Annotated in this window: 26 protein-coding genes, 1 tRNA gene and 1 pseudogene; 25 read left to right on the top strand and 3 right to left on the bottom strand. The window is 41.5% G+C overall.

Annotation, left to right across the window (positions count from 1 at the left end; all coding sequences use genetic code 11):
• Position 1 precedes the first annotated feature (1 nt).
• From ACVW0P_RS14795 to ACVW0P_RS14830, 8 genes and pseudogenes are all read left to right on the top strand, one after another.
• Positions 2–478 carry a hypothetical protein gene (locus ACVW0P_RS14795; protein ID WP_457132776.1) on the top strand — a complete coding sequence of 159 codons (477 nt, stop codon included), beginning with the start codon at positions 2–4 and terminating at the stop codon, positions 476–478.
• Positions 479–712: 234 nt separating this feature from the next.
• Positions 713–877: a VOC family protein gene (locus ACVW0P_RS14800; protein WP_166727639.1), complete on the top strand. Its 165-nt coding sequence runs from the start codon at positions 713–715 to the stop codon at positions 875–877.
• Between the two features lie 94 nt (positions 878–971).
• Positions 972–1190, top strand: a pseudogene (locus tag ACVW0P_RS14805) (TetR family transcriptional regulator C-terminal domain-containing protein); the annotation flags it as partial.
• 46 nt (positions 1191–1236) lie between these two features.
• Positions 1237–1998 (top strand): DUF6597 domain-containing transcriptional factor, encoded by a 762-nt coding sequence (locus ACVW0P_RS14810; RefSeq protein ID WP_457132777.1) that lies wholly within the window; start codon positions 1237–1239, stop codon positions 1996–1998.
• Positions 1999–2145: 147 nt separating this feature from the next.
• On the top strand, positions 2146–2502 hold the full coding sequence (locus ACVW0P_RS14815; RefSeq protein WP_128533030.1) for a nuclear transport factor 2 family protein: 357 nt from the start codon (positions 2146–2148) through the stop codon (positions 2500–2502).
• Between the two features lie 46 nt (positions 2503–2548).
• Positions 2549–3040 carry an acyl-CoA thioesterase gene (locus tag ACVW0P_RS14820; protein ID WP_457132778.1) on the top strand — a complete coding sequence of 164 codons (492 nt, stop codon included), beginning with the start codon at positions 2549–2551 and terminating at the stop codon, positions 3038–3040.
• Positions 3041–3357: 317 nt separating this feature from the next.
• Positions 3358–3837 carry an ABC transporter permease gene (locus tag ACVW0P_RS14825; RefSeq protein WP_457132921.1) on the top strand — a complete coding sequence of 160 codons (480 nt, stop codon included), beginning with the start codon at positions 3358–3360 and terminating at the stop codon, positions 3835–3837.
• Positions 3720–5762 carry an FtsX-like permease family protein gene (locus tag ACVW0P_RS14830; RefSeq protein ID WP_457132779.1) on the top strand — a complete coding sequence of 681 codons (2043 nt, stop codon included), beginning with the start codon at positions 3720–3722 and terminating at the stop codon, positions 5760–5762. The genes ACVW0P_RS14825 and ACVW0P_RS14830 overlap by 118 nt, the downstream gene beginning before the upstream one ends.
• A 407-nt stretch (positions 5763–6169) precedes the next feature.
• Here the strand turns inward: ACVW0P_RS14830 and ACVW0P_RS14835 are convergent, their stop codons facing one another.
• Entirely contained in the window at positions 6170–7312 is a 1143-nt protein-coding gene (locus ACVW0P_RS14835; protein ID WP_457132780.1) for an MFS transporter, read from the bottom strand.
• 116 nt (positions 7313–7428) lie between these two features.
• Here ACVW0P_RS14835 and ACVW0P_RS14840 point away from each other — a divergent pair, with 116 nt between their 5' ends.
• Positions 7429–7773, top strand: coding sequence for a winged helix-turn-helix transcriptional regulator (locus ACVW0P_RS14840; RefSeq protein WP_128533026.1), 345 nt, complete (start codon positions 7429–7431; stop codon positions 7771–7773).
• A 573-nt stretch (positions 7774–8346) separates the two neighbouring features.
• Here ACVW0P_RS14840 and ACVW0P_RS14845 read toward each other — a convergent pair.
• Together ACVW0P_RS14845 and ACVW0P_RS14850 are read right to left on the bottom strand one after the other, a co-directional pair.
• Entirely contained in the window at positions 8347–9576 is a 1230-nt protein-coding gene (locus ACVW0P_RS14845) for a site-specific integrase (RefSeq protein WP_457132781.1), read from the bottom strand.
• A gap of 251 nt (positions 9577–9827) precedes the next feature.
• A tRNA-Glu gene (locus tag ACVW0P_RS14850) sits at positions 9828–9899 on the bottom strand.
• 240 nt (positions 9900–10139) lie between these two features.
• Here ACVW0P_RS14850 and ACVW0P_RS14855 point away from each other — a divergent pair.
• From ACVW0P_RS14855 to ACVW0P_RS14930, 16 genes are all read left to right on the top strand, one after another.
• Entirely contained in the window at positions 10140–10421 is a 282-nt protein-coding gene (locus tag ACVW0P_RS14855; protein ID WP_354427471.1) for a DUF427 domain-containing protein, read from the top strand.
• Positions 10421–11812, top strand: a complete 1392-nt coding sequence (locus tag ACVW0P_RS14860; protein ID WP_457132782.1) for a mercuric reductase — start codon at positions 10421–10423, stop codon at positions 11810–11812. Before ACVW0P_RS14855 ends, ACVW0P_RS14860 begins: the two co-directional genes overlap by 1 nt.
• Before the next feature lie 8 nt (positions 11813–11820).
• Positions 11821–12786, top strand: a complete 966-nt coding sequence (locus ACVW0P_RS14865) for an ABC transporter ATP-binding protein (protein WP_457132783.1) — start codon at positions 11821–11823, stop codon at positions 12784–12786.
• The gene (locus ACVW0P_RS14870) at positions 12779–14350 is read left to right on the top strand and encodes an ABC transporter permease/substrate-binding protein (RefSeq protein ID WP_457132784.1); all 1572 of its coding nucleotides are present in this window, start codon (positions 12779–12781) and stop codon (positions 14348–14350) included. Before ACVW0P_RS14865 ends, ACVW0P_RS14870 begins: the two co-directional genes overlap by 8 nt.
• A gap of 2 nt (positions 14351–14352) precedes the next feature.
• Positions 14353–15507, top strand: a complete 1155-nt coding sequence (egtB, locus tag ACVW0P_RS14875; protein WP_457132785.1) for an ergothioneine biosynthesis protein EgtB — start codon at positions 14353–14355, stop codon at positions 15505–15507.
• An 18-nt stretch (positions 15508–15525) separates the two neighbouring features.
• Positions 15526–16515, top strand: a complete 990-nt coding sequence (locus tag ACVW0P_RS14880; RefSeq protein ID WP_457132786.1) for an L-histidine N(alpha)-methyltransferase — start codon at positions 15526–15528, stop codon at positions 16513–16515.
• Positions 16516–16661: 146 nt separating this feature from the next.
• Positions 16662–17603: an SPFH domain-containing protein gene (locus ACVW0P_RS14885; protein ID WP_457132787.1), complete on the top strand. Its 942-nt coding sequence runs from the start codon at positions 16662–16664 to the stop codon at positions 17601–17603.
• Positions 17604–17627: 24 nt separating this feature from the next.
• Positions 17628–18185, top strand: a complete 558-nt coding sequence (locus ACVW0P_RS14890) for a DUF922 domain-containing protein (protein WP_457132788.1) — start codon at positions 17628–17630, stop codon at positions 18183–18185.
• A 55-nt stretch (positions 18186–18240) separates the two neighbouring features.
• Positions 18241–18999, top strand: coding sequence for a UDP-2,3-diacylglucosamine diphosphatase (locus ACVW0P_RS14895; RefSeq protein WP_457132789.1), 759 nt, complete (start codon positions 18241–18243; stop codon positions 18997–18999).
• A gap of 283 nt (positions 19000–19282) precedes the next feature.
• The gene (gene prfA / locus ACVW0P_RS14900) at positions 19283–20356 is read left to right on the top strand and encodes a peptide chain release factor 1 (RefSeq protein ID WP_457132790.1); all 1074 of its coding nucleotides are present in this window, start codon (positions 19283–19285) and stop codon (positions 20354–20356) included.
• A 181-nt stretch (positions 20357–20537) separates the two neighbouring features.
• Entirely contained in the window at positions 20538–21485 is a 948-nt protein-coding gene (locus ACVW0P_RS14905; RefSeq protein WP_457132791.1) for an FAD:protein FMN transferase, read from the top strand.
• Positions 21486–21653: 168 nt separating this feature from the next.
• Positions 21654–21995 carry a hypothetical protein gene (locus tag ACVW0P_RS14910; protein ID WP_354427450.1) on the top strand — a complete coding sequence of 114 codons (342 nt, stop codon included), beginning with the start codon at positions 21654–21656 and terminating at the stop codon, positions 21993–21995.
• Positions 21995–22873: a hypothetical protein gene (locus tag ACVW0P_RS14915; protein WP_457132792.1), complete on the top strand. Its 879-nt coding sequence runs from the start codon at positions 21995–21997 to the stop codon at positions 22871–22873. The genes ACVW0P_RS14910 and ACVW0P_RS14915 overlap by 1 nt, the downstream gene beginning before the upstream one ends.
• Position 22874: 1 nt before the next feature.
• Positions 22875–23558, top strand: a complete 684-nt coding sequence (locus ACVW0P_RS14920; protein WP_354427446.1) for a response regulator transcription factor — start codon at positions 22875–22877, stop codon at positions 23556–23558.
• A 4-nt stretch (positions 23559–23562) separates the two neighbouring features.
• Complete coding sequence (locus tag ACVW0P_RS14925) at positions 23563–24903, top strand: sensor histidine kinase (RefSeq protein WP_457132793.1); 1341 nt, start codon at positions 23563–23565, stop codon at positions 24901–24903.
• A gap of 205 nt (positions 24904–25108) precedes the next feature.
• Entirely contained in the window at positions 25109–25789 is a 681-nt protein-coding gene (locus tag ACVW0P_RS14930; RefSeq protein WP_457132794.1) for an OmpA family protein, read from the top strand.
• Positions 25790–25903 lie beyond the last annotated feature (114 nt).

The raw sequence follows: 25903 nt of genomic DNA on the forward strand, positions 1-25903 counted from the left end.
TATGAATATATTAACGCTGCGACAACTCCTGCTAATCGCACATCTTTCCGGCTTTGTATTGATGGCCGGAACGACAGTTACCGAATTTGTAGCCTTTCGTATTTTGATCTTCCAATTTAAATTTAACGGAGAGGTATCGGGTGGAATAACAAAGCTCATGTCAGGCCTAACTACAGTTTTAACGGCAGGCGGAATACTATTATCCCTTTCCGGAATAGGCTTGACATGGATAACGGGAGGCATTTTTCTGCATCAGGTATGGCTTCAGTTAAAGTTGTTATTAATCGTGGTGCTTGCACTCAATGGGGTCTTTTTTGGAGGGAGGCAGCTAAGGCAGATCGAAGACAAGTTGTCCAAAAACAGTATTGAGGCTGATGAGGAGATTAGCGGCCGGGTATTTAAACTGAATGTTTTTTATACCATGCAAATAGTGATATTCATTACTATTGTTACATTGGCGATTTTTAAACTAAATTAAAATTATACATTTATATCATTTGTAAAGTATTTGTTTCATTTTGCTCGGATAAGTATACCAATTGTTAAGTATTTAGTACCGATTATTGTTTTATTGGTAAAACAGGAATAAAAATCCGTAATCGACAACGGCTCAACGGACATTAGTAAGGCGAAAATTTTTTATCAGGGCATTTTAGGGCTGAATAAAATAATGGATCACAGATAGATCGCTAGTTACGGTTCTAATAGGAAGATGGACATTCAGATAAGTTTTGCCAATGAAGGTGGTTCTGGTACTGTTGTACCTGATTTATCCATTGAAGATAAAGTGCGCAAGCAGGTAAAACAGCACATACAAAAAGCTACAAATTACCATGATAAGCTGATGGTTTACGCGCAGGTTTACTATAGTTTTTAACAGGTCAAAATCGTTCCCAATTGGAGGCTGCCCTATCCTTAATACCGCCGTGGAGGCCGATGATACAAATCTTATTTAAAAGGAAAGGGCTGTCTGGGCTATACAGTGCTGGAAGAGATCGATAGAAAACCTCATAGCCGCAGGCATAAGAGCAGGCGCGTTTAGGCATGGTATTGATACCAATGAAATTTCCCTTACTATGATAGCACTTATTGAGGGCGGTATTATGATTGCCAAGGTAACGGGACAACCTGCTAGCCTTAATACTGTTTTAAAAACGGTGAGCGATTTAGTAGCCGGATTAAAGCAATAGATTTAGCATATAAAAAAGAGTTGCGCAAGCTGCTCTATTCAACTTTATGAAATTAACAGAATACAAGGCAGGTAAAAATTTAGCATCCTATATTGACGCCTACTACACATTAGAAACCGGTTTATTGTATCAGCCAGCTAACCGACAGGTGTTTGCTGATGGATGTACGGAGATATTTATTAATGTCGGCAATTCCAGACCGCGTATAAATACTGATACGGTCCTCGTTCCGGGAAATATCTACTTAGGTGGCACTATGACGGTTTCAAATACTGTCCGCAGCGTACCTGGAAGTCGTTTTATTGGCATCCGATTTAAGCCTTTTGGCGTGTCTGCTTTTTATAATATCCCATTAGACGAATTGGTTGATAAGATCATCGAATTTCCCGATAAGGAGCTTTATTCATTGGCTGAGATAGACGACGGCTTGATCAATCGGTTAGACCATTTTTTTCTCGGTAAGCTAAAATTGATAAAGCACAGTCCTATCATACCTATCACAGAAACCATCTTTTTAAGCAAGGGCATGGTTTCCGTAGATTATATAGCGAAAACTTACAACTTAAGCATAAGGACACTGGAAAGAATATTTATTAAAGACATCGGCATCCCGCCAACTGAATTAATTAAGATCATCAGGTTTAAGCATGCGGCAAATAAACTACAACAGGCGGAGTCTGCCATCACCCTTTTAAAGATTGCTATAGATACTGGCTATTACGATCATGCACATTTAAGTCGGGAAGTAAAAAAGTATAGCGGTATAACGCCCTCACAAATAGCCCGAAACGACAATTGCTTGTCATAAATACTAAAAAACTCAAAAGAAAGATGTTTATATGATTAACAATATATAATTCTGGTAACTCCCATAACAAAGTTCACTTTGTCGTTTTTATACAAACAGGCTTAAAGCAATGCCCTGTAGCTTTGTCGGGAAACAAAATCCCAAGAAATGGAAACTACAAAAGTTGTTGCAGAAAAATTAATAAAATATTTACGAAGACAGGATTTTATAACCGCTTATGAAGAATTGTTTAGCCCGGACGCCGTAAGTTTTGATCCTTTAAAACCTGATTCATCTCCTGTTAAAGGCCTTGCCGTACTAATTGACCATGAAAAAGCTTTTCTATTAAGAATAAAAATTTCTACTATAGAAATATCTGACCCGGTGTACTCAGGTTCCTATTTCGCTCTTAGTTTGTTTATGAAATTCACCTTAGAAGGTTCAGAAGTTAATTTTAATGAGTTGTGTGTCTATCAAGTTCAAAATGGTAAAATATCCAGTCAACAATTTTTTATAAATAATTAACTATCCTCTCCAACGAGGATTTTCAGCATTATTACATCAACTATTTATGAAAAAAATATTGGAATCTAACTACAAGGTTCGGATACAACATTGCGATCCATTCAACCATCTAAATAATATGTATTATTTGGATTACTTTTTTAATGCCCGGGTCGATCAGATGAAAGACGCATATGGCATTGATATGCTGTCGAATCTTGAAAGTCTTGGCCTCGTTTGGGTAGTAACTTGTAATCAAATAGCTTATTTAAAACCTGTCGGCATAACGGAAACTATACTTATCGATTCACAACTGATTGCAAAAACGCCGAGAAGCCTGGTGGTTGAAATGCGTATGTGGAATAAAAATAAAACCTTGGTAAAAGCACTGCTATGGACCGAGCTTGCATATTTTAATTTACGTACGCAAAGGGCGGCGCTTCATTCTGAGGACTTGACGGATTTTTTTGAAAGAATCCTTTTGCCATCGGATCATGACAATTTTAATGATCAACGGGCATTTCTTATCAGCCAAAATAGCAAACGAAATATTCGTTAAAACCTTACAAGCTTGCAGAAAGCTTTGAACTTTCTTGGTTATCAATGAATACGGGATACACCTATCTGGCGGTGGATATTTTCGGTTGAATATGGAATGTAATAGTCAAGGATGGGGCGTTCATTATGCAAAGTGTTATGAAAACAAACGACTCGTGTTCGCTTTCGTTACAAGTATCAATATATTAAGAATTTAATTTACTGACAATCAAATATTTATATAATTGGCATAATAGTTTCAAACTAAATTTTAGGATCGTTAAATTTAACAACTATGGTATGATTAAAAACTATTTAAAAACGGCATTCCGGGGATTTATGCGGCATAAACTGTTCACCGGCATTAATATTATCGGTTTATCTATAGGGATAAGCGCTTCGATTGTTATATTCCTTATCGTTTATCACGATTTTACTTTTGACAGGTTCCATAAGGATGGCGACCGGATATATCGCGTAATAACAGATTTTGAATATTACGGTGATCGTTTCTATAATTCCGGAGTACCCGGCCCTTTGTCCGAAGCTATACGGCATGAAGTTGCAGGGATAAAAGGAACGGCGCCTATTTACACACAGAGTTATGATGTGAACATACCTGGCGTAACGAAACAAAAGTTCAAAGAAAATAAGGAAGTAGTTTATGTCGATCAATATTATTTTAAGTTGTTCAATTATAAATGGCTCGTCGGCTCACCCAAATGCTGGATCAGCCATACCAGGTTGTCCTTACTTCAGATCAAGCAAAGATATATTTCCCTCGCCTGTCGTATAATCAGATCATCGGTAAACAGGTGATTTATGCCGATACTATCCGAACAACGGTTGCGGGAGTAATAGAGAAATTCGAGCAAAATTCTGACCTGACGTTTCACGATTTTATATCATTTTCAACCACTCAGCGTGTAAACGATATTAAGCAGCAAAATTCAAGTTGGGATAATACTAACGGGGGGTCTCAGGTATTCATAAAGATTGCCGAAAACTCATCATCTATAGGTATCGAAAAGCAGGTGCAGCAACTCTTATTAAAATACTTACCCGAACGTGCAAAACCAGGAGGCACTGGTTACAAATCAAAATTCCGGTTGCAGCCATTAAGCGATATCCACTTCAATGGGAATTATGGTGCGATCAACAACCCTACGGCAAATAAAACTATGCTGTACGGCCTTATTGCAATAGCTGCATTTCTACTGCTACTGGGCTGCATTAACTTTATTAATCTCACCACTGCGCAGGCATCCCAACGCGCAAAAGAAATAGGCGTTCGCAAAACAATGGGAGGTACCCGCTTGCAACTGATAGGGCAGTTCTTGAGCGAAACATTTCTTATAACGCTATTGGCAGTCATTATATCTATAATACTTGCGCCATTTATTCTAAAATTATTTTCCTATTTTATTTCAAAGGATGTCACATTAGATATTATTGGACACCCTATTATTATACTTTTTATTTTTTTGTTGGTGCTGATAGTAAGCTTTGTTGCAGGATTTTATCCGGCGATGGTATTGTCAGGCTACAAACCAATTACGGTACTGAAAAATCAATCCGCGGATGCCTCAACCACACGCAACGCCCGGCTGCGGAAAATGCTTACCGTAAGCCAACTTATTATAGCGCAGTTTTTTATTATGGCTGCTATATTGATAAGTAAACAGGTGCATTACGCGCTAAACAAAGACCTTGGGTTTAAAAAAGACGCTATAGTGTATGTGCAACTTCCCTCGAAGTCGACAGTCGGCAAAAAACAGGTTTTTATGAATCAAGTAAAAAGTTTGCCGAAGGTGCAAATGTTAAGCTTAGGCGGCGATGTACCATCGTCAGGAGATTGGAGCTCAAACGATGCAACTTTTACGGATGGAAAAAAACAAATTAAAACACAACTTTATCATAAGTCGGGTGATGAAAATTATATTAAAGTATATAATGTAAAACTGATAGCAGGAAGAAACATTACCCTTTCCGATACAGCAGGCAATATGCTTATCAATAATAACTATGCACACATTTTGGGTTATACAAAACCAGCGCAGGCTATAGGAAAAACAATAACGTTCGGAACGACAATGCATAAAGTGATAGTTGGCGTGGTAGCAGATTTTCACCAGGCATCGTTGCATGCACCTATTAAGCCTATGGCTATTTATCCCCAGCAGCCCCAATATGAAAACACTTTACACATTGCCTTAACGGCACAAACAATGGGTGGAAATGAATGGAAAACGACTATAGACGGCATGCAAAAAGCATATAAAGACCAATATCCTGACGATGATTTTCAATGCATTTTTTTTGATGAAACCATAGCCAAAATGTATTCCAGCGAACAGCATATCTCCATATTGTTGACCTGGGCTACCAGTATATCTGTTTTTATAAGTTGCCTCGGCCTCTTTGGCCTGGCTATATTTACCACCAATCAGCGCACCAAAGAAATAGGTGTGCGCAAAATACTTGGCGCTTCGATAGCACAGATTGTCACTTTGCTTTCAACCGAATTGATGGGACTTATTCTGCTGGCATTCATTATTGTGAGCCCAATCGCTTGGTGGGCGATGCATAAATGGATGGAAAGCTTTGCCGACCGCACGTCAATTAGTTGGTGGATATTTGCAGTGTCTGGAGGTGGAATGTTGCTTATGGCAATGCTCACTTCGAGTTTTCAAACCGTTAAAGCTGCTGTTACAAATCCTGTAAAGAGTTTGAGAAGCGAATAGATTGATAAGTAGTTTGTTTACCGAGTAAATCTTTATTGATAACGTAACTCACCAAAGCTGCTAAACGGTTGATACCGGGTTCTGCCTTACAGGGCGGTCTTGCTGAGTATATGGTACTATAGTCACAAAGCATTATGAAGACGCCGGTTTTTTCAGGAAGAAGAGGCCTATTCATTCCGAAACGTCGCTTTAACGTTACGAAAGCCGCTCGTTAATTATGAACATTTGAAGGCTGGCAGAACCCTTCTTGTTCAGAAGTGAGGCGGTATTTCCGTATTCGGCATATCGCGGAGCAAACGAAAACATTGGAGCGGGTTTAATGCATCGACTGATAACCATCTATCTTTCAGGTATAGAGGTTGCTTGTTAATAAATGCAAATTAAACCCAAAAGCACTCGCGTTGATTTTAGTTAATAAAATATCTTTTTTTTAAAATCCAGGCAAGAAACGACAATGAGAGTAACACAATACTGCTCCAAATTATTTGTTGAACACTAAAATGAACGATGGTGTACCCACCCATCAGTGCACCTAAAGTAACAGCAAGGTTTCCACAGGAAGTAAAAATACTATTGATAAACTCAGGTTCTTCGTTCACAGCGGAAGTTACATTGATGTTACTGATAAGAAAACCACTGGTATGCACAAACCCCCACAGGCAAATAGTTATGATCATCAGTAGTTTTGATGGTCCTGCATAGAAAATCAAAATATGAACCAGCGTTAAAGCGACTATGAATCCGACGATAGTTAACATTATGTTTTTGCCCATTAGTTTCCCGGCCAGCCAGTTTCCTGCAATGCCTGTAATTCCAAACAGTAGCAGCATAAGGCTAACAGTTTTATTACTCATATGTGTAACCTTTTCAAGGTATTCAGCCATATAGCTATAGGTGGAATACATGGCGGAAATCATTAGTAAAGTTAACAGCAAACTAATCCACAAACCCTTATTAAGAAGAACCTTGCCTGGCGAACCCGATCGCTCTGGGGCTTGTTTGGGTATGTTGGGTAAGAATAGTAACACTCCTAAACAAGAAACTATATTAATTGCTGCCGATAAAATAAAAGATGCTTGCCAGTTAAAAATAGTAGCTACGAATGTGGCTAATGGAACCCCAAATACGCTGGCGATAGTAAAGCCGGCAAATACTATGCTAACAGCTTGAGGGGCTTGATCTTCGGGGACAGAGTTAGCGGCCGTTGCTAACGCAATAGACCAAAAGACAGGATGCAGAAATGCCGGCAACATCCTAGCTAATAAAAGGATGGTGAAAGTAGGCGATATAGCCGAGATTATATTGGAAACCGCAAACACGGCTACCACTAATACCAGTAATTTTTTGCGGTCAAACGGGGAAAAAAGCATCATCATAAAAGGAGCAAATACTGCAATGATGATTGCAAAAGCACTTAGCAACCAACCTGCCTTATCAATAGTTATGTGGAAAGATGCTGCTATTTGCGGCAATATGCCGATTACTCCGAATTCAGTAGTCGCAATACCAAATATTCCTAAGGCTAAAACGTATAATAATGGTTTTTTCATAGAAGACGAATGATTTTTTACAAATTTGCATCATCTATATCTTAAAGGGCTCAAATGCACTTTTAAGTGATATACTATCAAAAAGGAAAGTATACTTAATATTAAAATATTACATCATGCCCGAATTTTTTCACGATCAGAAATTATACTATACACCTATTGAATTCGCGCTAAATCATATTGGAGGTACCTGGAAAATGCCTATTCTTTGGCGTCTCCAATACAAAGTACTTCGATATGGTGAACTGAAAAAGGATATTCCGCATATCACTCATAAAATGCTGGCCAGCCAGTTACGTGATATGGAACAAAAAGGAATGATTGAGCGTAAAGTTTATCCTGTCGTTCCACCTAAAGTAGAATACAGTCTGACCGAAAAAGGTTTAAAGGCAATTCCGGTGATTGAACATATAATGAAGTTTGGCTATGATATGATGAATGAAGCGGGTATTACGTTATGAATAACATTAGTGGAGATTCCGATGAAACGAATTAATCAGATAATCGATTAAATCAACCTTAGGTAGATATATTTCTCTGAATGAACTAGCCGCCGTGACTTTTTCCTTTTCACCGGATCTTTATTAGTGTAACGAGCAGCTTTGCACCATTTAAAGGAATTCTACTTGAACCTTACTTAAGCAACTTGTAAATTGCTTATTAGTTTTTAGTTGGCTAGGTAAATGGTTCAAATTATACCCAAATTTTGAGGGATATAATAATTCAATCTTGAAAAAACTTTTTCAAGATTTTATCGCAATAGGCTAATTATCATCTATTCGATGAAAATATAAATAGAGTTTTTACAGCTAATCTGTGCAATATGGCAAATCAAAAATGTTTAATAGCTGTTTGAGATCTATCTATCCGAAACAAGAATTAGATATCATCTGGGTTGCCAAGTCTTTATCTAATATAACTTTTTGATTTCGGATATAGTAGATTTGGTTCATGATGATTTCATCTGGTATTAGTTGATTTTTCATTTTCCGATTCTATAATTTCGATTGATTATAAGGTGCCAATTAGGCACCTTATATATTGAATGATTTAAATTCAGCGTACTTCTGTTTAAGAGCCGCCATATCCTTGCTAACTTTCAAATCCAATATTTTAGCGTAGTGTTGAGTGGTTTTAATATTGGTGTGACCTAACATTTTGCTAACCGTTTCAATAGGCACATTATTAGAAAGTGTGACTGTTGTAGCAAAAGTGTGCCTTGCCAAATGAAATGTTAGATGCTTAAAGACATCCGATAAGTCTGCTATCTCCTTTAAGTAAGCATTCATCTTTTGGTTGCTCAAAACCGGCAATAATAAGCCCTGATTTTCACATTGCGGGTGATCCTGATATCGGTTCAAAATTTCTAATGCTACAGGTAAAAGCGGTATCCTGGAAGAAGTATCTGTTTTTTGCCTGCTTGTAAATATCCATTGGCCACCGTCCATGCCTATACCTATCTCGTTTCTTCTTAGTTTTTTAACATCAGCATAAGATAATCCGGTATAGCAGCAAAAGACAAAAACATCCTGCACCTGTGTCAAACGTTCAACAACAAATTTTTTACTGGTAATGGCATCCAGTTCTTGTTGTGTTAAGTAAGTGCGCTCTTTTGCTTTTGCAGTAGATTTGAAATTGATAAACGGGTTCTGTTTCAGCCAATTGTTTGCAATACAGTGATTGACGATTTTTTTCAAATGCTTAATATATTTGGCTGCCGAGACCCCACTAATTTTACAATGGGCTTTTAGGTAAAATTCAAATCCAGTTATAAAGGCATGGTTTAACTGGCTAATTTCAATATCGGTTTTACCGTATTCTTTTTGTAAATAACCTGTAAGATGTTTTTCGGAAGTATTATATCCTTTTAATGTATTGGCTTCGAAACCGTTTCCTATTAATGCCTTTACTTTCGAATTATGTTCTTTGAATAATTGCATCAGGAAGTGGCTCTTTTGATTCTTTCCGGCAAATTCGTTGTGGAGGCTTTCGGTTGTTACCTGTTGGTTCGTATCAATTAATGCCTGTTGTGCATTCCGAAGTTTGGTTTGCAGGCTGTCGAGATAGTTGTTAAGTGACTTGATTTCTTCTTTGGTTCCAATTGCACGCCCCGCTTGGTTGTTCCATTTTACCGGATCACAATCGCGTCCTACGGATATATCTGCGCGTTTGCCACTAACGGTAATGCGCATGTAGATGGGCATTGCACCCCCTGTGTAGTTTTTTTGCTTTCTGATGTAGAAAAGCAGATGGAAATTACTCATAATTACAAGCTTAAAAAGTTAAACAAAAGTAAGTTTGTAGCCTGCTTTTATCAAGATGTTCACTCGCTGAACAGGTTGACAATCAATTAATTATAAGCAATTCGGTGCGTAGTTATTTTCCACTTAGTTACGCACCGAATTACGCTCATTTTTGTTGCGCTTTAGTGCATAATATGGAGTTTTGATGCCAACAAAAAACCCTGCAAACTTTTGATTTGCAGGGTTTTAGCATCTTTTGGTATTGTTTTTTGTAGCCCGTAGGGGAATCGAACCCCTGTTTCTAGAATGAAAATCTAACGTCCTAACCCCTAGACGAACGGGCCATTTTAATGGCTCTAAATCGGTTATATTTGATTTAGTTCCCCTTATTTTGGGAATGCAAAGATATACGTTTCCTGATAAATTAAAAATAAAATTTGAGAAATAATTTCAGAAAGGTTTTTCGCCCTTTTGCGACTAACAACTATTAGTACATCAAATTAGAATACGGCAAACAAAAAACCTGTTTGGCTATTTATAAATTCAATACTTATAAAGTACCTTTATACAAACACTTAAGCCCTATGAAAGCCGTTTGGAACAACCAGATCATTGCCGAAAGCAATGACACCATTGTAGTTGAAAACAACCATTACTTCCCCAAGGATAGTGTAAAGTCCGAATTTTTGAGGGAATGCAGCACTCACACTACCTGCCCGTGGAAAGGCATCGCATCATATTTCACCATTGAGGTAGATGGCCAACAAAATAACGACGCGGCCTGGTATTACCCCGAGCCAAAGCCGGCGGCAGCCAACATAACCAATTACGTAGCCTTTTGGAAAGGTGTTAAAATAACCGAATAATGAAGGAATACGATTGTATAGTAATAGGATCCGGCCAGGCCGGTATGCCATTGGCTAAAAAGATGGCAGCTGCCGGCAAAAAAACATTGCTGATAGAGAAGCGCTTTATTGGCGGCACTTGTGTTAACGATGGTTGCACCCCCACTAAAACCATGGTAGCCAGCGCTCGTTTAGCTTATTTGGCGGGCAAGTGCAACGAGATGGGCATAACCATAAAGGGTTACAAGGTGGATATGCGTCAAATAAAAAAGCATAAGGACGCTATCGTCATGAAATCGCGCAATGGCGGGCAGGCGGCGGTGGAAAAAACGCCAAACCTCGATCTGCTTTTTGGCGACGCTACTTTCATCGATAAAAAAACCATCAGCGTAAAGCCAAATAGACCCGGCAAATCGAAAGAGTTTAAAGCCGAACAGATCTTTATCAATACCGGCACAAAAACCCTTATCCCCGATGATATTGAGGGACTGGATGAGATAGAGTACCTCACTTCAACCACTATTCTCGATCTGGAGAAAGTGCCTGAACATTTGCTTATCATCGGCGGCAACTATATCGGGCTCGAGTTTGGGCAGATGTTCCGCAGGTTTGGTAGCAAGGTTACCATACTGGAACGGTCGGCAAGGCTATTATCCCGCGAGGATGAGGATATTTCTGCCGAGATCACTAAGATCCTGGTAGAAGAGGATATCACCATCCATCCTAAAGCAAAAACCACAAAACTTAAAGCAAAGGCCAAAGGCAAAATAACCGCTACGATTGATATAGACGGTAAGGAGCAGAAGATAAAATGCAGCCACGTGTTGATAGCTATCGGCCGTGCGCCGCAAACAGATACGCTTGGGTTGGATGCCACCGGCGTTAAAATAGATGAAAAGGGTTACATCAAAGTAAACGGCAAGCTGGAAACCAATATTAAAGGTATTTACGCCCTTGGCGATGTAAAAGGAGGCCCGGCGTTCACGCATATTTCTTATAACGATTACACCATTGTTTACCGTAATCTCATCGAAAAGCAAAACCTGAACATTAACAACAGGCCTTTACCCTACTGTATGTTTACCGACCCTGAACTGGGCCGTGTAGGCATTACAGAAGCGCAGGCAAAAGAGCAGGGATTAAACTATAAAGTGGCTACCTTGCCCATGTCACACGTCGCCCGCGCCATCGAGACCGGCGATACCCGCGGTATGATGAAGGCGGTGGTAGATGCAAAAACCAAAAAGATACTTGGCGTGGCGGTGGTAGGTACCGAGGGTGGCGAGATCATGACCGTATTGCAAATGGCTATGGAAGGCGGCATCACTTACGAGAGGATCCGTTATTGCGTATTCGCGCACCCTACTTATTCCGAGTCGCTCAATAATTTATTCATGACTTTGGAGGATTAACGCCCGCTATGATAAAAGTTGAGCATCTTGTAAAAAACTTCGGCACAACAAAAGCTGTTGATGATATTTCTTTTGAGGTGAACGAGGGCGAAAACATGGTGCTTTTGGGTACCAGCGGCTGCGGCAAAACCACTACTTTAAAGATGCTTAACCGGTTGATTGAACCCGACAGCGGGACCATCAATATCAATGGTAACAATATACAGGCCCAGCCGGCCCAAATTTCACGCCGAAGCATTGGCTACGTACTCCAAAACAACGGTCTGTTTCCGCACTATACCGTTGCCGAAAATATCGCCATTGTGCCCAACCTGCTCAAATGGGATAAAGCCAAAACCCAAAAGCGCGTTGATGAACTGCTCGAAAAACTCCACCTCGATAAAAACTACCTCAACGTTTATCCTAACGAACTTAGCGGCGGCCAGCAACAACGCATAGGCCTGGCAAGGGCATTGGTTGCCGACCCGCCCGTGTTATTGATGGATGAACCCTTTGGCGCGCTGGATAACGTTACCCGGTCCAAGATCCATGGTGAGTTTTTAGCTTTGGATGAACTGAAGCGCAAAACCATTATCATGGTAACGCACGATGTGCAGGAAGCTTTTGAATTGGCCCACCGGATTGCCCTGATGGATAAAGGCAAAATTGTACAAATAGGCTCACCGGCCGAGCTTTTATTTAACCCGGCGAATGATTTTGTCCGCGACTTTCTGAAGGAGCAGCACTTGCAACTGGAGTTTAAAACCATCAAATTGAGTGATATTTGGGGACACCTACCCGAAAGCGGTAAAAAAATAAACACCTCTCTGCTTTCGGCCTCGGCAGATGTTTGGCAGGCTTTGGAGAATTTTAAGTTTTATCCCCGGGAAAATATCAATATTCTCAACCAGCAAAATAAAGAAGTAAAGTCCATCACGTTTGACCAGTTGATGGCTGCATTTTCAAAATATAAAAACCACCAATCCCATGAATGAGCATCAGCAAACTTTGTGGGAATTTATGCAGCAACAAGCCGATAAACTTGGTGTGCAAACCATGCAGCACATCGGGCTTACGTTTATATCGCTGTTTATAGCTGTGCTTATAGGCTTGCCTTTGGGCATTTACATCACCCGCAAAAAGCAATTATCGGGTGTTGTATTGGGCATCGCGGGTATCCTGCAAACCATTCCCAGTATTGCGCTGCTTGGTTTCATGATCCCGGTTTTGGGTATTGGGGCAAAACCGGCTATCGTGGCCCTGCTGCTTTATGCCTTGCTGCCCATCATCCGCAATACCTACACAGGTATTACTGGCGTTGATGCCACAGTTAAAGAAGCCGCTGTTGCCATGGGCATGAGCAAATGGCAAGTGCTTTTTAAAGTAGAGTTACCGTTGGGTATGCCGGTAATATTAGCGGGCATCCGTACCGCTACAGTTATAAATGTTGGCGTAGCAACGCTGGCATCCTATATTGCCGCAGGCGGCTTGGGCGAGTTCATCTTCGGCGGCATCTCGCTTAACAATACCAATATGATACTGGCGGGTGCTATCCCGGCAGCTATGTTGGCTATCCTGTTCGATTTCTTGCTATCGCGATTGCAAAAACTAAACTTTAAAAAAATAAAAGGCGTGGTAAAAATCGCTCCGGTGATGTTGATCTTATTATCCTGCCTGTACTTTATCCCATCAGCCTATGGCAGCAAACTAACCGCCGGGTTTACGCCCGAATTTATGGGTCGGCAGGACGGTAACCTTGGCCTCATCAGCAAATACGGGTTAAAGATCCACACCATAGTAATAAATGATGCGGTTATGTATAAGGCCGCCCAAGAAAAAGAATTGGACGTGATAAGCGGCTACAGCACCGATGGCCGTTTAAAGGCTTACGACCTGGTGGTTTTAGATGATGATAAAAAGATCTTCCCGCCGTATTATGCCGCGCCAATTGTGCGTGAGGATGCCCTGCGCAAATTTCCTGAATTGGAAAAAACGCTAAACTTATTAGCCGGTACAATTACTGACTCGGTAATGACCGAATTAAACTACCGTACTGATTACCTTCACCAAACGCCGGAACGGGTAGCGAAGGATTTTCTGGTATCGAAAAAACTTTACAAGCCAGAGCGTGGCGGTAACGAAGGTGTGGTGCGCATCGGCTCAAAAATATTTGGCGAGCAGTACATTTTGGCGAGTATATACACTATGCTGATAAAGGGGTACACCAATTACAACGTTGCTACAAAAACGGGCTTGGGTGGCACCAAAATAGTATTTGATGCCATGACGAATGACCAGATAGATTTTTACCCTGAGTACACCGGTACAGGCCTGCTGGCAATTTTACAGGCATCGCCAAAAACGGTTAGCCGGCTGCAGGTAAGTAAGGATAGTACTTATAATTACGTACAGCAGGAGTTTGCAAAGCGCTACCAAATAAAGTGGTTAAAGCCCATTGGGTTTAATAATGCCTATGCATTAATGATGCGGCAAAAGCAGGCAAATGACCTGCACATTAAAACAATTTCGGACCTTAAGGGGTATTTGGAAAGTAAGTAGTTATGATTGATTTAGCCGACTGTTATAAAAATGTACGCCAGCGTACCGAAGCGATTTGCGAACCTTTGCAAACCGAAGATTATGTGGTACAGCCCGTGGGTGATGTTAGCCCGCCTAAGTGGCATATTGGTCACACCACCTGGTTTTTTGAAACTTTTATCCTGAAACCTTATTTTGCCGAATATCAGGAATTTGACCCTAATTATAATTACGTTTTTAACAGCTATTACGAAACCGTTGGCAACCGCGTTATCCGTACGGACAGAGGCAATTTGAGCCGCCCCACAGTTATCGACGTAAAGCGTTACCGCAAGTATGTAGATGATGCCATGTACAACTTTTTGGCCTGTGGCGATATTAGCGATGATGTTAGAGATCTGTTGATCCTTGGTTTTAACCATGAGGAACAACACCAGGAATTGTTATTAACCGATATAAAATTCATACTGGGTAATAACCCGCTGTTCCCTGCGTACTCGCATGATTACGTTTCGCCAAAATCCGAAAAAACAGGCGCGCCATTTATAAAATTAGAAGAGGGTATTTACGAGATAGGTTTTGAAGGCGAAGGTTTTGCTTTTGATAACGAACTGAACCGCCATAAGGTTTATCTGAATGCTTTTGAGATAGGTTCCGACCTGATTACCAATGCCGAGTACCTGGAGTTTATGAATGATGGCGGCTATCACGATTTCCGCCACTGGCATGCGGCAGGCTGGGATTGGGTAAATACCAATAAGGCGGAAGCGCCCATGTACTGGCACAACATTGATGGCGAATGGCATAACTACACCTATCATGGTTTAGAAAAGCTAAACCTGCACGAGCCTGCGCGCCATATGAGTTATTACGAGGCTTATGCCTACGCATCATGGAAAGGCATGCGCCTGCCAACCGAGTTTGAATGGGAAGCATCGGCAAACCAATTTAAATGGGGCAAGTGCTGGGAATGGACAGAGAGTGCTTACCTGCCTTACCCTGGTTTCGCGAAAGCACCCGGCGCTATTGGCGAATACAATGGCAAGTTTATGGTTGGGCAAAAGGTGTTACGCGGGGCGTCAGAAGTTACCTCGTTAAACCACAGCCGCATCACTTATCGCAACTTTTTTCAGCCCGAACTGCGCTGGCAATTTACTGGCATACGTCTTGCTAAATAACATCACAATATAATACCAATGGCATCTACCACCACAGCAACGCAACAAACAACGGCAACTACCTTAACCGACGACCAGTTTTACCTGGACGTTGTGGCTGGTTTAACGGCCACTCCAAAGCATCTGGCGTCAAAATATTTTTATGACGCGCAGGGCGATAAAATCTTTCAGGAGTTGATGGCCTGCGAGGAATATTACCCTACCAATTGCGAAATGGAGATCTTCACCGCGCAAACAGCCGAACTTTGCAAAGCCATAATTGCCGATGGTGATGCTTTTGACCTGATTGAGCTTGGCGCCGGGGATGCCACAAAATCCACTCAGTTGTTAAAATATCTAATAGATAACAAAGCGGATTTCACCTACCTGCCGATAGACATATCGGAGAATGTGATTTCGTACCTGAATATCACTTTACCGGTTACCCTGCCGGGCATCAAGATAGAAGGCCTTAACGGCGAGTATTTTGACATGCTATGCAAAGCGGCGGCTATATCTGATAAACGCAAGGTGGTGATGTTCCTGGGATCTAACGTGGGCAATATGCCCGTGGCAGATGCACAGGGCTTTTGCCGGGAGTTACGCAACAACCTGTCCGAAAGAGATATGCTGTTGATCGGTATCGACCTGAAGAAAAATCCGGCTACCGTTTTAGCCGCCTACAACGATAGCGAAGGTATCACCAAACGCTTTAATATAAATTTGTTGGCCCGTATAAACCGCGAACTGGGTGGTGACTTTATTACTCGCCAGTTTGACCACTACGCCACCTATGATCCGGAAACTGGTGCTTGCAAAAGCTACCTCGTTAGCCTTGCCGATCAAAAAGTAAAAATTGGACAGGAAACCATATTGTTCCAAAAGGACGAATACATTTACATGGAGATCTCTCAAAAATACGCTATTGAAGAGGTTGATGACATGGCAGTATCAGCGTCGTTTAAACCGTTGCACCAATTTTTTGATAGCAAAAAATGGTTTGTGGATGCGATATGGAAAGCGGAATAGGAAGAAACTTTTTCCGGCTACTTAAATAGTCGAAAAAGTGATTTGAAGCCTTTTTTGGTGAAAAAAATGCGTGAATAGTCGCATTTAAAAATGCTTATTGCACCTATTGTTATAAAGCCTATATTTATTAAAAATATAAAGCCTAAATGACAACATCATCAATTGTGACCTACCTGGTTATATTCTTTATCATCATTGTAGTTTTATCCTCTTTTGTAACTGTTAAACAAGGAACCATAGCAGTGGTAACCATATTTGGTAAATACCGCCGCATCCTTACACCTGGATTGAACTTTAAAATTCCATTGGTAGAGCAGATCTACTCTAAAATATCCATCCAAAACCGGTCTGTAGAGCTTGAATTCCAAGCCGTAACTTTCGACCAGGCAAACGTTTATTTCAAGGCCATGCTGCTTTATTCGGTATTAGACCAGCAGGAAGAAAGCATTAAAAACGTAGCCTTTAAATTTGTGGACGAACGCAACCTGATGCAGGCGCTTATCCGAACTGTAGAGGGCTCTATCCGTGCGTTTGTGGCTACCAAGCGCCAAAGCGAGGTGTTGATACTGCGTCGCGATATTGTAGAACATGTTAAGGAACAGTTAGATACCATATTAGAAGGCTGGGGTTACCATTTACAAGATCTTCAACTGAACGATATTACCTTCGATGACATCATCATGAAATCGATGAGCCAGGTAGTGGCATCAAACAACCTAAAGGCCGCTGCCGAGAATGAAGGCCAGGCCTTGTTGATCACTAAAACCAAAGCTGCCGAAGCCGAGGGGAACGCCATCAAGATCTCTGCAGAGGCCGAGCGCCAGGCGGCACAATTACGCGGACAAGGTATCGCTTTATTCCGCGAAGAGGTGGCCAAGGGTATGACGGTGGCTGCCAAAGAAATGCAGGAAGCCAATATGGATACCTCCGTAATCCTGTTCACCATGTGGACGGAATCTATAAAACACTTCGCAGAAAACTCGAATGGTAACGTTATTTTCCTGGATGGCTCTACCGAGGGGATGCAGCACACCATGAAAGAAATGATGGCCTTAAACCTTTTGCAGTCAGATAAAGTCAAAAAGTAAAGTTTTACTTTACCATTGGCATAAATGACATTCAACTATTTACGCGCTTTTTGCGCCATAGCATTACTGTGCTTCGCATTAGATCCGGCTTTGGCGCAGCCACACCGGCTGCTGACCGCTAATGATTTTCAGGGTGCGCCCCGGCCAAATGGCAGGGGCGTTATCGCATACACCAACTGCACTATCGATTTTAAATACCAGGCCAGCCGTGGCAATGGCAACTATATTTTGCACGCCAATGTAAGGCTGTATATGAATAATTACAAGTCGTGGATAGATAGGTCGCGGATTACCAGTAACGACCAACTCGCTGAGATACTAAAGCACGAGCAAGGGCATTACACCATTGCTTACCTGGAGCAGCAGGAAGTGTTAAGGGCAATAGAGCGCACCCGGTTTACCGCCAGTTATCAATATGAGGCTATGAATATTTTTAACCGCATTGATGCCAAGTACAAGCAACTCAACAGCGACTACGACGAGGATACCCGCCATATGGTAGATAAGCAGCAGCAACATAGCTGGGATATTTACTTTGCTAAACGCCTGCAGTTTATGCCGGATGAGAATGCGAGTTTGTAGATCTGCTTCATCATCATTTTGACACTCTTGATTATTCCCGTACTTTTGAAACAATATGCCAACGGGTAAAAACTTATACTTTGCTTCCGATTTTCATTTAGGGGCTAACAGCTACGCCTCATCGCGCGAGCGGGAAGACCGGATCATCCGCTGGCTGGACATGATCAAGGATGACGTTGCCGAGCTTTTTTTGATGGGCGATGTGTTCGATTTTTGGTTCGAGTACAAAACTGTAGTACCAAAAGGGTATATCCGTTTCCTGGGTAAACTGGCACAGTTAACTGATGCCGGTGTAAAGCTTTACCTGTTTAAAGGTAACCACGATATGTGGATGTTCGATTATTTTGTGCAGGAACTTGGCGCGACTATCATCACTAATGAGTTGGAGATAGAGCGCGGCGGCAAAAAGTTTTACCTGCACCACGGTGATGGCCTTGGGCCTGGTGATAGCTTCTACAAATTCCTGAAAAAGATTTTCCGCAGCAAGGTTTGTCAGTGGTTTTTTGCAAGGCTTCACCCTAATTTGGGGGTAGGCATTGCCAATAAATGGTCGCAGCAAAGCAGGATAGCTAACAAGCACGATGCAGAGAAAATACAACACGAGCAGGAGTGGCTGGAGGCCTACTCCCTGGAGATACTAAAAACGCAGCATTTTGATTATTTTGTATTTGGGCACAGGCATTTGCCACTTGATATCGCCCTCCCCGATAACAGCCGTTACGTTAACCTTGGCGAGTGGGTAAACTACAATACCTACGTGGTGTTTGATGGGGCAAGTTTGAAGCTGAAATGGTTTGAAGCCAAAGGGAAATAACAAACATCAAACCGTGAATTTGAATGAAGTAGTAGATATTTCAACATTTTAAATTGGAAATTCCTCATTCTCCATTTCAGATCAAATCTCTTTACAATCCGCTGAATTTATTATATGCTTATAAATGCGTATTTTTGCATGTTTTTTGCACTGCAATAACAAACCTAAACCCGATTGTAATAAAAAGCTTTTGTGTGGTTGGATAGTGCGGAGCAAAAAAGCCTGGAATGAAAAGCGGGGCGGCAGCACCCATTTACGCTGCAATTGATTTTCAAATAAGAAGATGTTAGAGAAATTAGAATTAATATACCAACGCTGGAAAACCGTAGAAGGCGACCTGAGCAGCCCTGATGCCATGGCTGACATGAAGCGTTTTGCCCAGATGAACAAGGAATATAAGGATCTTGCCAAAATTGTTGATCAGTATAATATTTACAAGAATATTATGAGCAACATTGACAGCAACAAAGAAATTTTAGCCACCGAAAAGGACGAAGAGTTCCGCGAAATGGCTAAAATGGAATTGGACGAGCTTTTGGTTAAGCAGGATGAAATGGAGGAGATAATCCGTTTGATGCTGATCCCTAAAGACCCTGAAGACTCTAAAAACGCGATGATAGAGATTCGTGGTGGTACAGGTGGTGATGAAGCTTCGCTTTTTGCAGGCGACCTTTACCGCATGTACATTCGCTACTGCGAGCGCCGCGGCTGGAAAACAGAACTGGTTGACTATACCGAAGGTACTGCCGGCGGTTATAAAGAAATTGTTTTCAGTGTAAATGCTGAAGATGCTTACGGTAACTTTAAATATGAAAGCGGTGTGCACCGTGTACAACGCGTGCCCGATACCGAAACACAAGGCCGTGTGCATACATCTGCCGCATCGGTAGTGGTATTGCCCGAGGTTGACGAGTTTGATATCGACTTACAGGTAAGCGATATCCGTAAGGATCTGTTCTGTGCATCCGGCCCGGGTGGCCAATCGGTGAATACCACTTATTCGGCTGTGCGTTTAACACACATCCCTACAGGTATTGTTGCCCAGTGCCAGGATCAGAAATCGCAATTGAAAAACTATGACAAAGCCTTAGGCGTATTACGCTCACGCGTTTACGAAATGGAGTTGCAAAAACACCTGGAAGAAACATCCAAGAGGCGTAAAACAATGGTTGCCACTGGTGACAGATCTGCAAAAGTGCGTACCTATAACTATCCGCAAGGCCGTTTAACTGAGCATCGTATTGGCTTAACCATTTACAACCTTACCGGCGTTATGAATGGCGACCTGCAAGAAATAATGGAAGCCCTGCAATTCGCGGAAAACGCCGAACGCTTAAAAGAAGGCACCGCGGCTTAAAAAATTATTATAATTATAAAATTGAAAGCACCCACAAGGTGCTTTTTTTATTTAAGAAAATGCCGTTTTCATGCCAATTTCATAATGCCCAACTAATTTAGCGTTTGTGGAGTTGCATTCCGTCATTACATTACGTAATGCTTGGATACAACAGGTTTAAATTACGTAACGCTAATTACCTATGCAGGCAGTAAAAAAATTAACAAGCACATCTACCATTGTTAGCCGCGAAACGCGTTTAATGGGCAACAGGTTCGAGATAAGCTTGGTGGCTACAGATTCCGTGTGGGCACTTGCACGCATAGATAGCGCTTTTGCTGAGATAAACCGCATTGATAAACTCCTGAGCGCGTTCCCGGAAGACAGCGTACTTAACCAGATTAACCGCAACGCGGGCATTAGGCCTGTACGTGTTGATGCAGAAGTTTTTCGCTTAATTGACAGGGCGCTGCAGATCTCGGCACTTACTTACGACACATTTGATATTACTTACGCTGCAGCAAGCACTATCAGCCTTGATGATAGCGCCGATGCAGAAGTTGTTACTGTTAAATCACTAAAAAAGAGGGTTAGCCTAACCAACTACACCAACGTTGTGCTTGACCAGGTTGCCCAAACTGTGTTCCTTAAAAATAAAGGCATGCGTATCGGTTTTGGCGCCATAAGCCGCGGTTACGCTGCCGACAGGGCAAAATATGTATTACAAATGGAGGGCATTAGCAGCGGCGTAATTAACGCAGGTGGCGATCTGCTTACATTTGGCTTACAACCGGATAATACTCCCTGGACAATCGCAACTGCCGATCCATCACTTGCTAACCAGCCTTATGCTAATATAAACATCAGCAATATGGCTGTAGCAACATCTTACAACCAGGATAAAAATACCCACCTTACTAAAGCATCGGCAGATATAAATGCCGAAAGCGGTTTCCCGGTTAGCAAGATCAGGAGCGTAAGTATAGTTGCCCCAACTACAGAAATGGCCGATGCTATGGCAAACGCTGTTATTGCTATGGGGTTAAATGCAGGTTTACATTCCATAAATAAGCTAAACCAATTGGCTTGTATAATTTTAGATGACCAGGCCCGCGTTTATACTTCAAAAGATATTAACTTGATGATGTAAGCTTTTGCTTATATTTAGCCATAACCTATTATAATTTTACCGCGCCATCTAAACAGGGATAAAGCCCCATATATTTTGCGCACTTTACACAAATTTATTTTTAATTGAATTGCGGGTACATGCAGCAGGCATATCTTCGCAACCTATTAGCGTTTCTTTTCTCCTAAAATGACAAAGTGGTTTTTGTATATTGTACTCTTGATGATATTCGCACCACGCCTGTCATACGCTAAAAATAGTTCCGTAAATCGCGCTAACTCTTCAACTACCTTTACTATTGTATCAATTAATGCGAATTTTGCGTTACAACAACGTGATACATCTGTAACAAAAGGCAAGCAACGCCAATCTGAAGAAGATAAGAAAAAAATTAAAGAGGTGGCCAAGGCAAAAAAAATGCCGAAGCCCGAAAAAATAGAACCTGTTGACCCGGCTAAGGCTAAACCAAAAAGGCAGCGCAGGCCCGAAGGTTTGGAACGCCCACCAGAAATACCAAGGAGAAACGACTAATGAAATACCTTAGCGCCCTGTTATTAATGATTACCTGCAACGCAGTAAATGCGGCTATACCTAAGCCTGCGTTAATTGCGTACAGGGATACCCATGCGGTTGCCGATACAGACTCTGTGGTGCGCAAAAATTCGGTATCGGCAGGGGTTACTTATGGTAGCGATGCGCTATTCTTTGGCCGTACAGGGCCTATTAAGTATCCGTTCATGACAACCGATATTATTTTTAATACAAAATCGGGATTTTTCGTTTATGGCTCGGCATTAAAAGTATTAGGCTATAAGCCACTGGTTGATGAAATTGACTTGGGCGGCGGTTACTATTACCGCTTGTCAAAAAAATTCACCGGTACAGTAAGCTACACCCGCTTTATATTTAATAAGGAAGCCAACATCATAAAGTCGTCGGCATCTAATGATATCAACTGGAAAAACACCCTGGATTGGAAGTATTTAAAAACAAGCGCTACGGTAGATTACCTTTTCGGGAAATCGTACGATATTTTTGCCACTATCAGTAATTCTAAATATTTCGAAAGCAGCTTCAACATTTTTAACGATCAGGATTTTCTTTCCATCAACCCATCGGTAAACCTGATCTTCGGTACACAAAATTTTGTGCAGCGTTACGCGCTTGACCACCAGTATCGCCCCGAGATTGATAATATTGCAGTACAGAACGAGAACGGCCGCCGCGCCAGGGCCAATGCCCAATTCAATATGCTAAATTATAGCTTTAAAATACCTTTGGCCTACAATATGCCGCATTATACTATTGAGGCAGCATATAAATACTCTATTCCTGTAAATGTGGAAGGCGCGTTAAAGAACCGGCGCGAATCATTTTTTAATTTCACCTTTTATTACGTCTTTTATTAAGATGAATATACTTATCGTAGAAGACGAAAAGGCACTTGCCCACGAACTGGAACTTTTCCTGGTAAAGAACAACTACATCTGCGAGATCTGTTACAACGGGGCATCTGCATCAGAGAAGCTGGCGGTAAACCTTTACGACTTTATTTTGCTTGATCTTGGCCTACCCGACTATGAAGGCCTTGACCTACTAAAGGAAGCCAAAAAAGCAAACCCCGAAGTAGCATGTATCATCCTTACCGCCCGTGCTGAGGTTAACGACCGCGTAAAAGGCCTTGATCTTGGTGCCGACGATTACCTGGCTAAGCCATTCTCGTTATTAGAACTGCAAAGCCGTATGCAGGCTATTATCCGCAGAAAATTTGGTTTGCTGCAAAACATCATTGATCTGGAAGGTTTTTTGGTAAACATTACAGATCGGACGATAATGTATCACGTTAACCCGGTAAATACAATCACCAAAAAGGAATTTGACCTGATAGCATACATGCTGCTACATAAAAACCGCACGCTTACCCGGGCGCAACTAAGCGAACACATTTGGGGAAGCCTGATAAACGACGATTACGACTCTAACTTTATTGACGCCCACATCAAAAATATCCGTAAAAAATTAAGTGCCTTTGCCCCTGCCGATTGGTTGGAAACTGTGCGCGGCCTGGGCTATAGGATAAAATCAAACGTTTAGATATTTGAAACTCCGGACCAAATTAACGCTGTTTAATGCCATATCTAAACTGGTTATTGTAACCCTGTTTATATTGCTCCTGCCCAACATTATCGAAAACATAAATAAAAATTACACCGATAACCGACTGATAAAACAAAAGGAAAAGTTTTTAGAGCGCGTAAAAGAAAATGGCATTAAATTTTATATAGAAGACGGCGAAAATTACGGCAGTTACTTGCCACTAAAGGAAGAATACATTAGCCTTGACGAGGTTGAACCCGCCTATTTTTTAGACACCATTAAGGACGAACAACGCCTTGTAGAACGCGATACCATTGATTACCGCATACTGAGCCATACCTTTAAAGCGGGCAAACGTAATTACCTGTTGGAAGTTGGCAAGAGTACCGAATCCATTGGCGAAACCACCGGCCCGCTGCAAAATATCGCTTTCCAGATCTTACTGGGGATGATATTATTGACCATCCTTGCCGATCAGATCTTCTCTACCTACATCCTGCGCCCCCTAAGTATCATCATCCGCACTAAGCTGATAGGTAATAAGTTCCCGAAGTTTACCGTGTACAAGGGGGTTAAGACAAGCACAGTGGATTTCCAACAGCTCGATCTCAGTATTCACCGTATGGTAGAAACTATTGAGACAGCTTTTCAAAAAGAACGGGAGTTTATATCTAATGCATCGCATGAATTGATGACCCCTATCTCTATCCTGCAATCAAAAATAGAGAACATGTTTGAGCAGGACGACATTAACCACGAACTGAAGGTTCGCCTGTTGGAGATGCAAAAGATCCTGAACCGGTTAAAAAGTATTACTAAAACCTTGTTACTGATATCACAGATAGAGAACGATCAATTCCTGAAAGAGGACAAGATAACCGCGAAAGAGTTGATAGAAGATGTTAATGAGGAGATCTCCATTCGTTTGCAGGACAAAAACATCAACCTTAGTATTCTAATGATCAATGATGTAGAATTGGCGGGTGTAAACAAGTTTCTGTTGTTTAACCTGCTTTTCAACCTCATTAACAATGCTATTAAATATAATAAGCCCGATGGCGGGATTACAATCACCGGGCAGTGGGCTAAGGATAATTATACCATCAGTATTGCTGATACCGGTATTGGTATCCCTGAAGCAGAGATGCCGTACATATTCAACAGGTTTAAAAAGATGAAGCAGTCGCTCTCCCAAGATAGTTTTGGCTTGGGGCTCCCTATTGTAAAGTCTATCGCTTCTTTCCATAAAATAGGCATCACTGTAAACTCCGAGCAAGGGGTTGGCAGTACATTTAGGTTAACTTTCCCTATAGAAGTTACCGGCAGTTCCCCTGCTAACTAAACGTTGTACTAAAAAAAAGGCAGCGGTGCATAGCATATTATTTTGGGTATTATGCTAAATGCAGTGTTATTTTCTCAAATCTTAAAAATATGTTGTTATAGTAAGGATTGATATTCAAAATATCGGCCGTAGTGTAATAATAAGCGGTTTTGATTTTTGGCATTCGCTTTGCAAATACTTACTAAACACACACCCCATTTTAAAGATGAAAACACTAAGATTAAAAATCGCAACGTACAGTATAGCATTAGCCTCATTAGGATTATTGGCTTCAGGCTGTGATTCGCTTACCAAAACCCAAAAAGGTGCCGCAATTGGCGCAGGTGCCGGTGGTACCATTGGTGCATTTATTGGTAAAGCCGCAGGTAATACTGCTTTAGGTGCAATTATAGGTGGTGCCGTAGGTGGTACAGCCGGTGCATTTATTGGCCGTAACATGGATAAGCAGGCTGCTGAAATTAAGAACACGGTACCCGGTGCTACCGTAACCCGCGAAGGCGAAGGTATTTTGGTAAAATTTGATTCAGGTATCCTGTTTGATACCAACTCATCAGATTTGAAACCTGCTGCACGTACAAACCTTGCTAACCTGGCTACATCATTACAAAACAACCCCCAAACCAACATCCTTGTTGTAGGCCACACTGATGGTACAGGTACAGATGAATACAATCAAAACCTATCTGTACGCCGCGCAGACGCGGTTAAAGCATTTATTGCATCAAACAATGTAGGCAACTCACGTTTAACCACAAGCGGTAAAGGCGAAAGCGAGCCAATTGGTGATAACAATACTGTTGAAGGCCGTTCTCAAAACCGTAGGGTTGAAATAGTTATTGTTGCAAACGATGCTATGAAAAACCAGGCTAAAAGTGCTACTAATTAATAATAAGAGCAGTTAATAGTTAATCAGGAAAAGCCCGCCGATATATCGGCGGGCTTTTCTTTTTAGCCCCCCGAGGGGCGAGTGAGAAAGAGTAAGCCTACTTTTAGGAGGATT

Source organism: Mucilaginibacter sp. UYNi724, assembly GCF_054057495.1.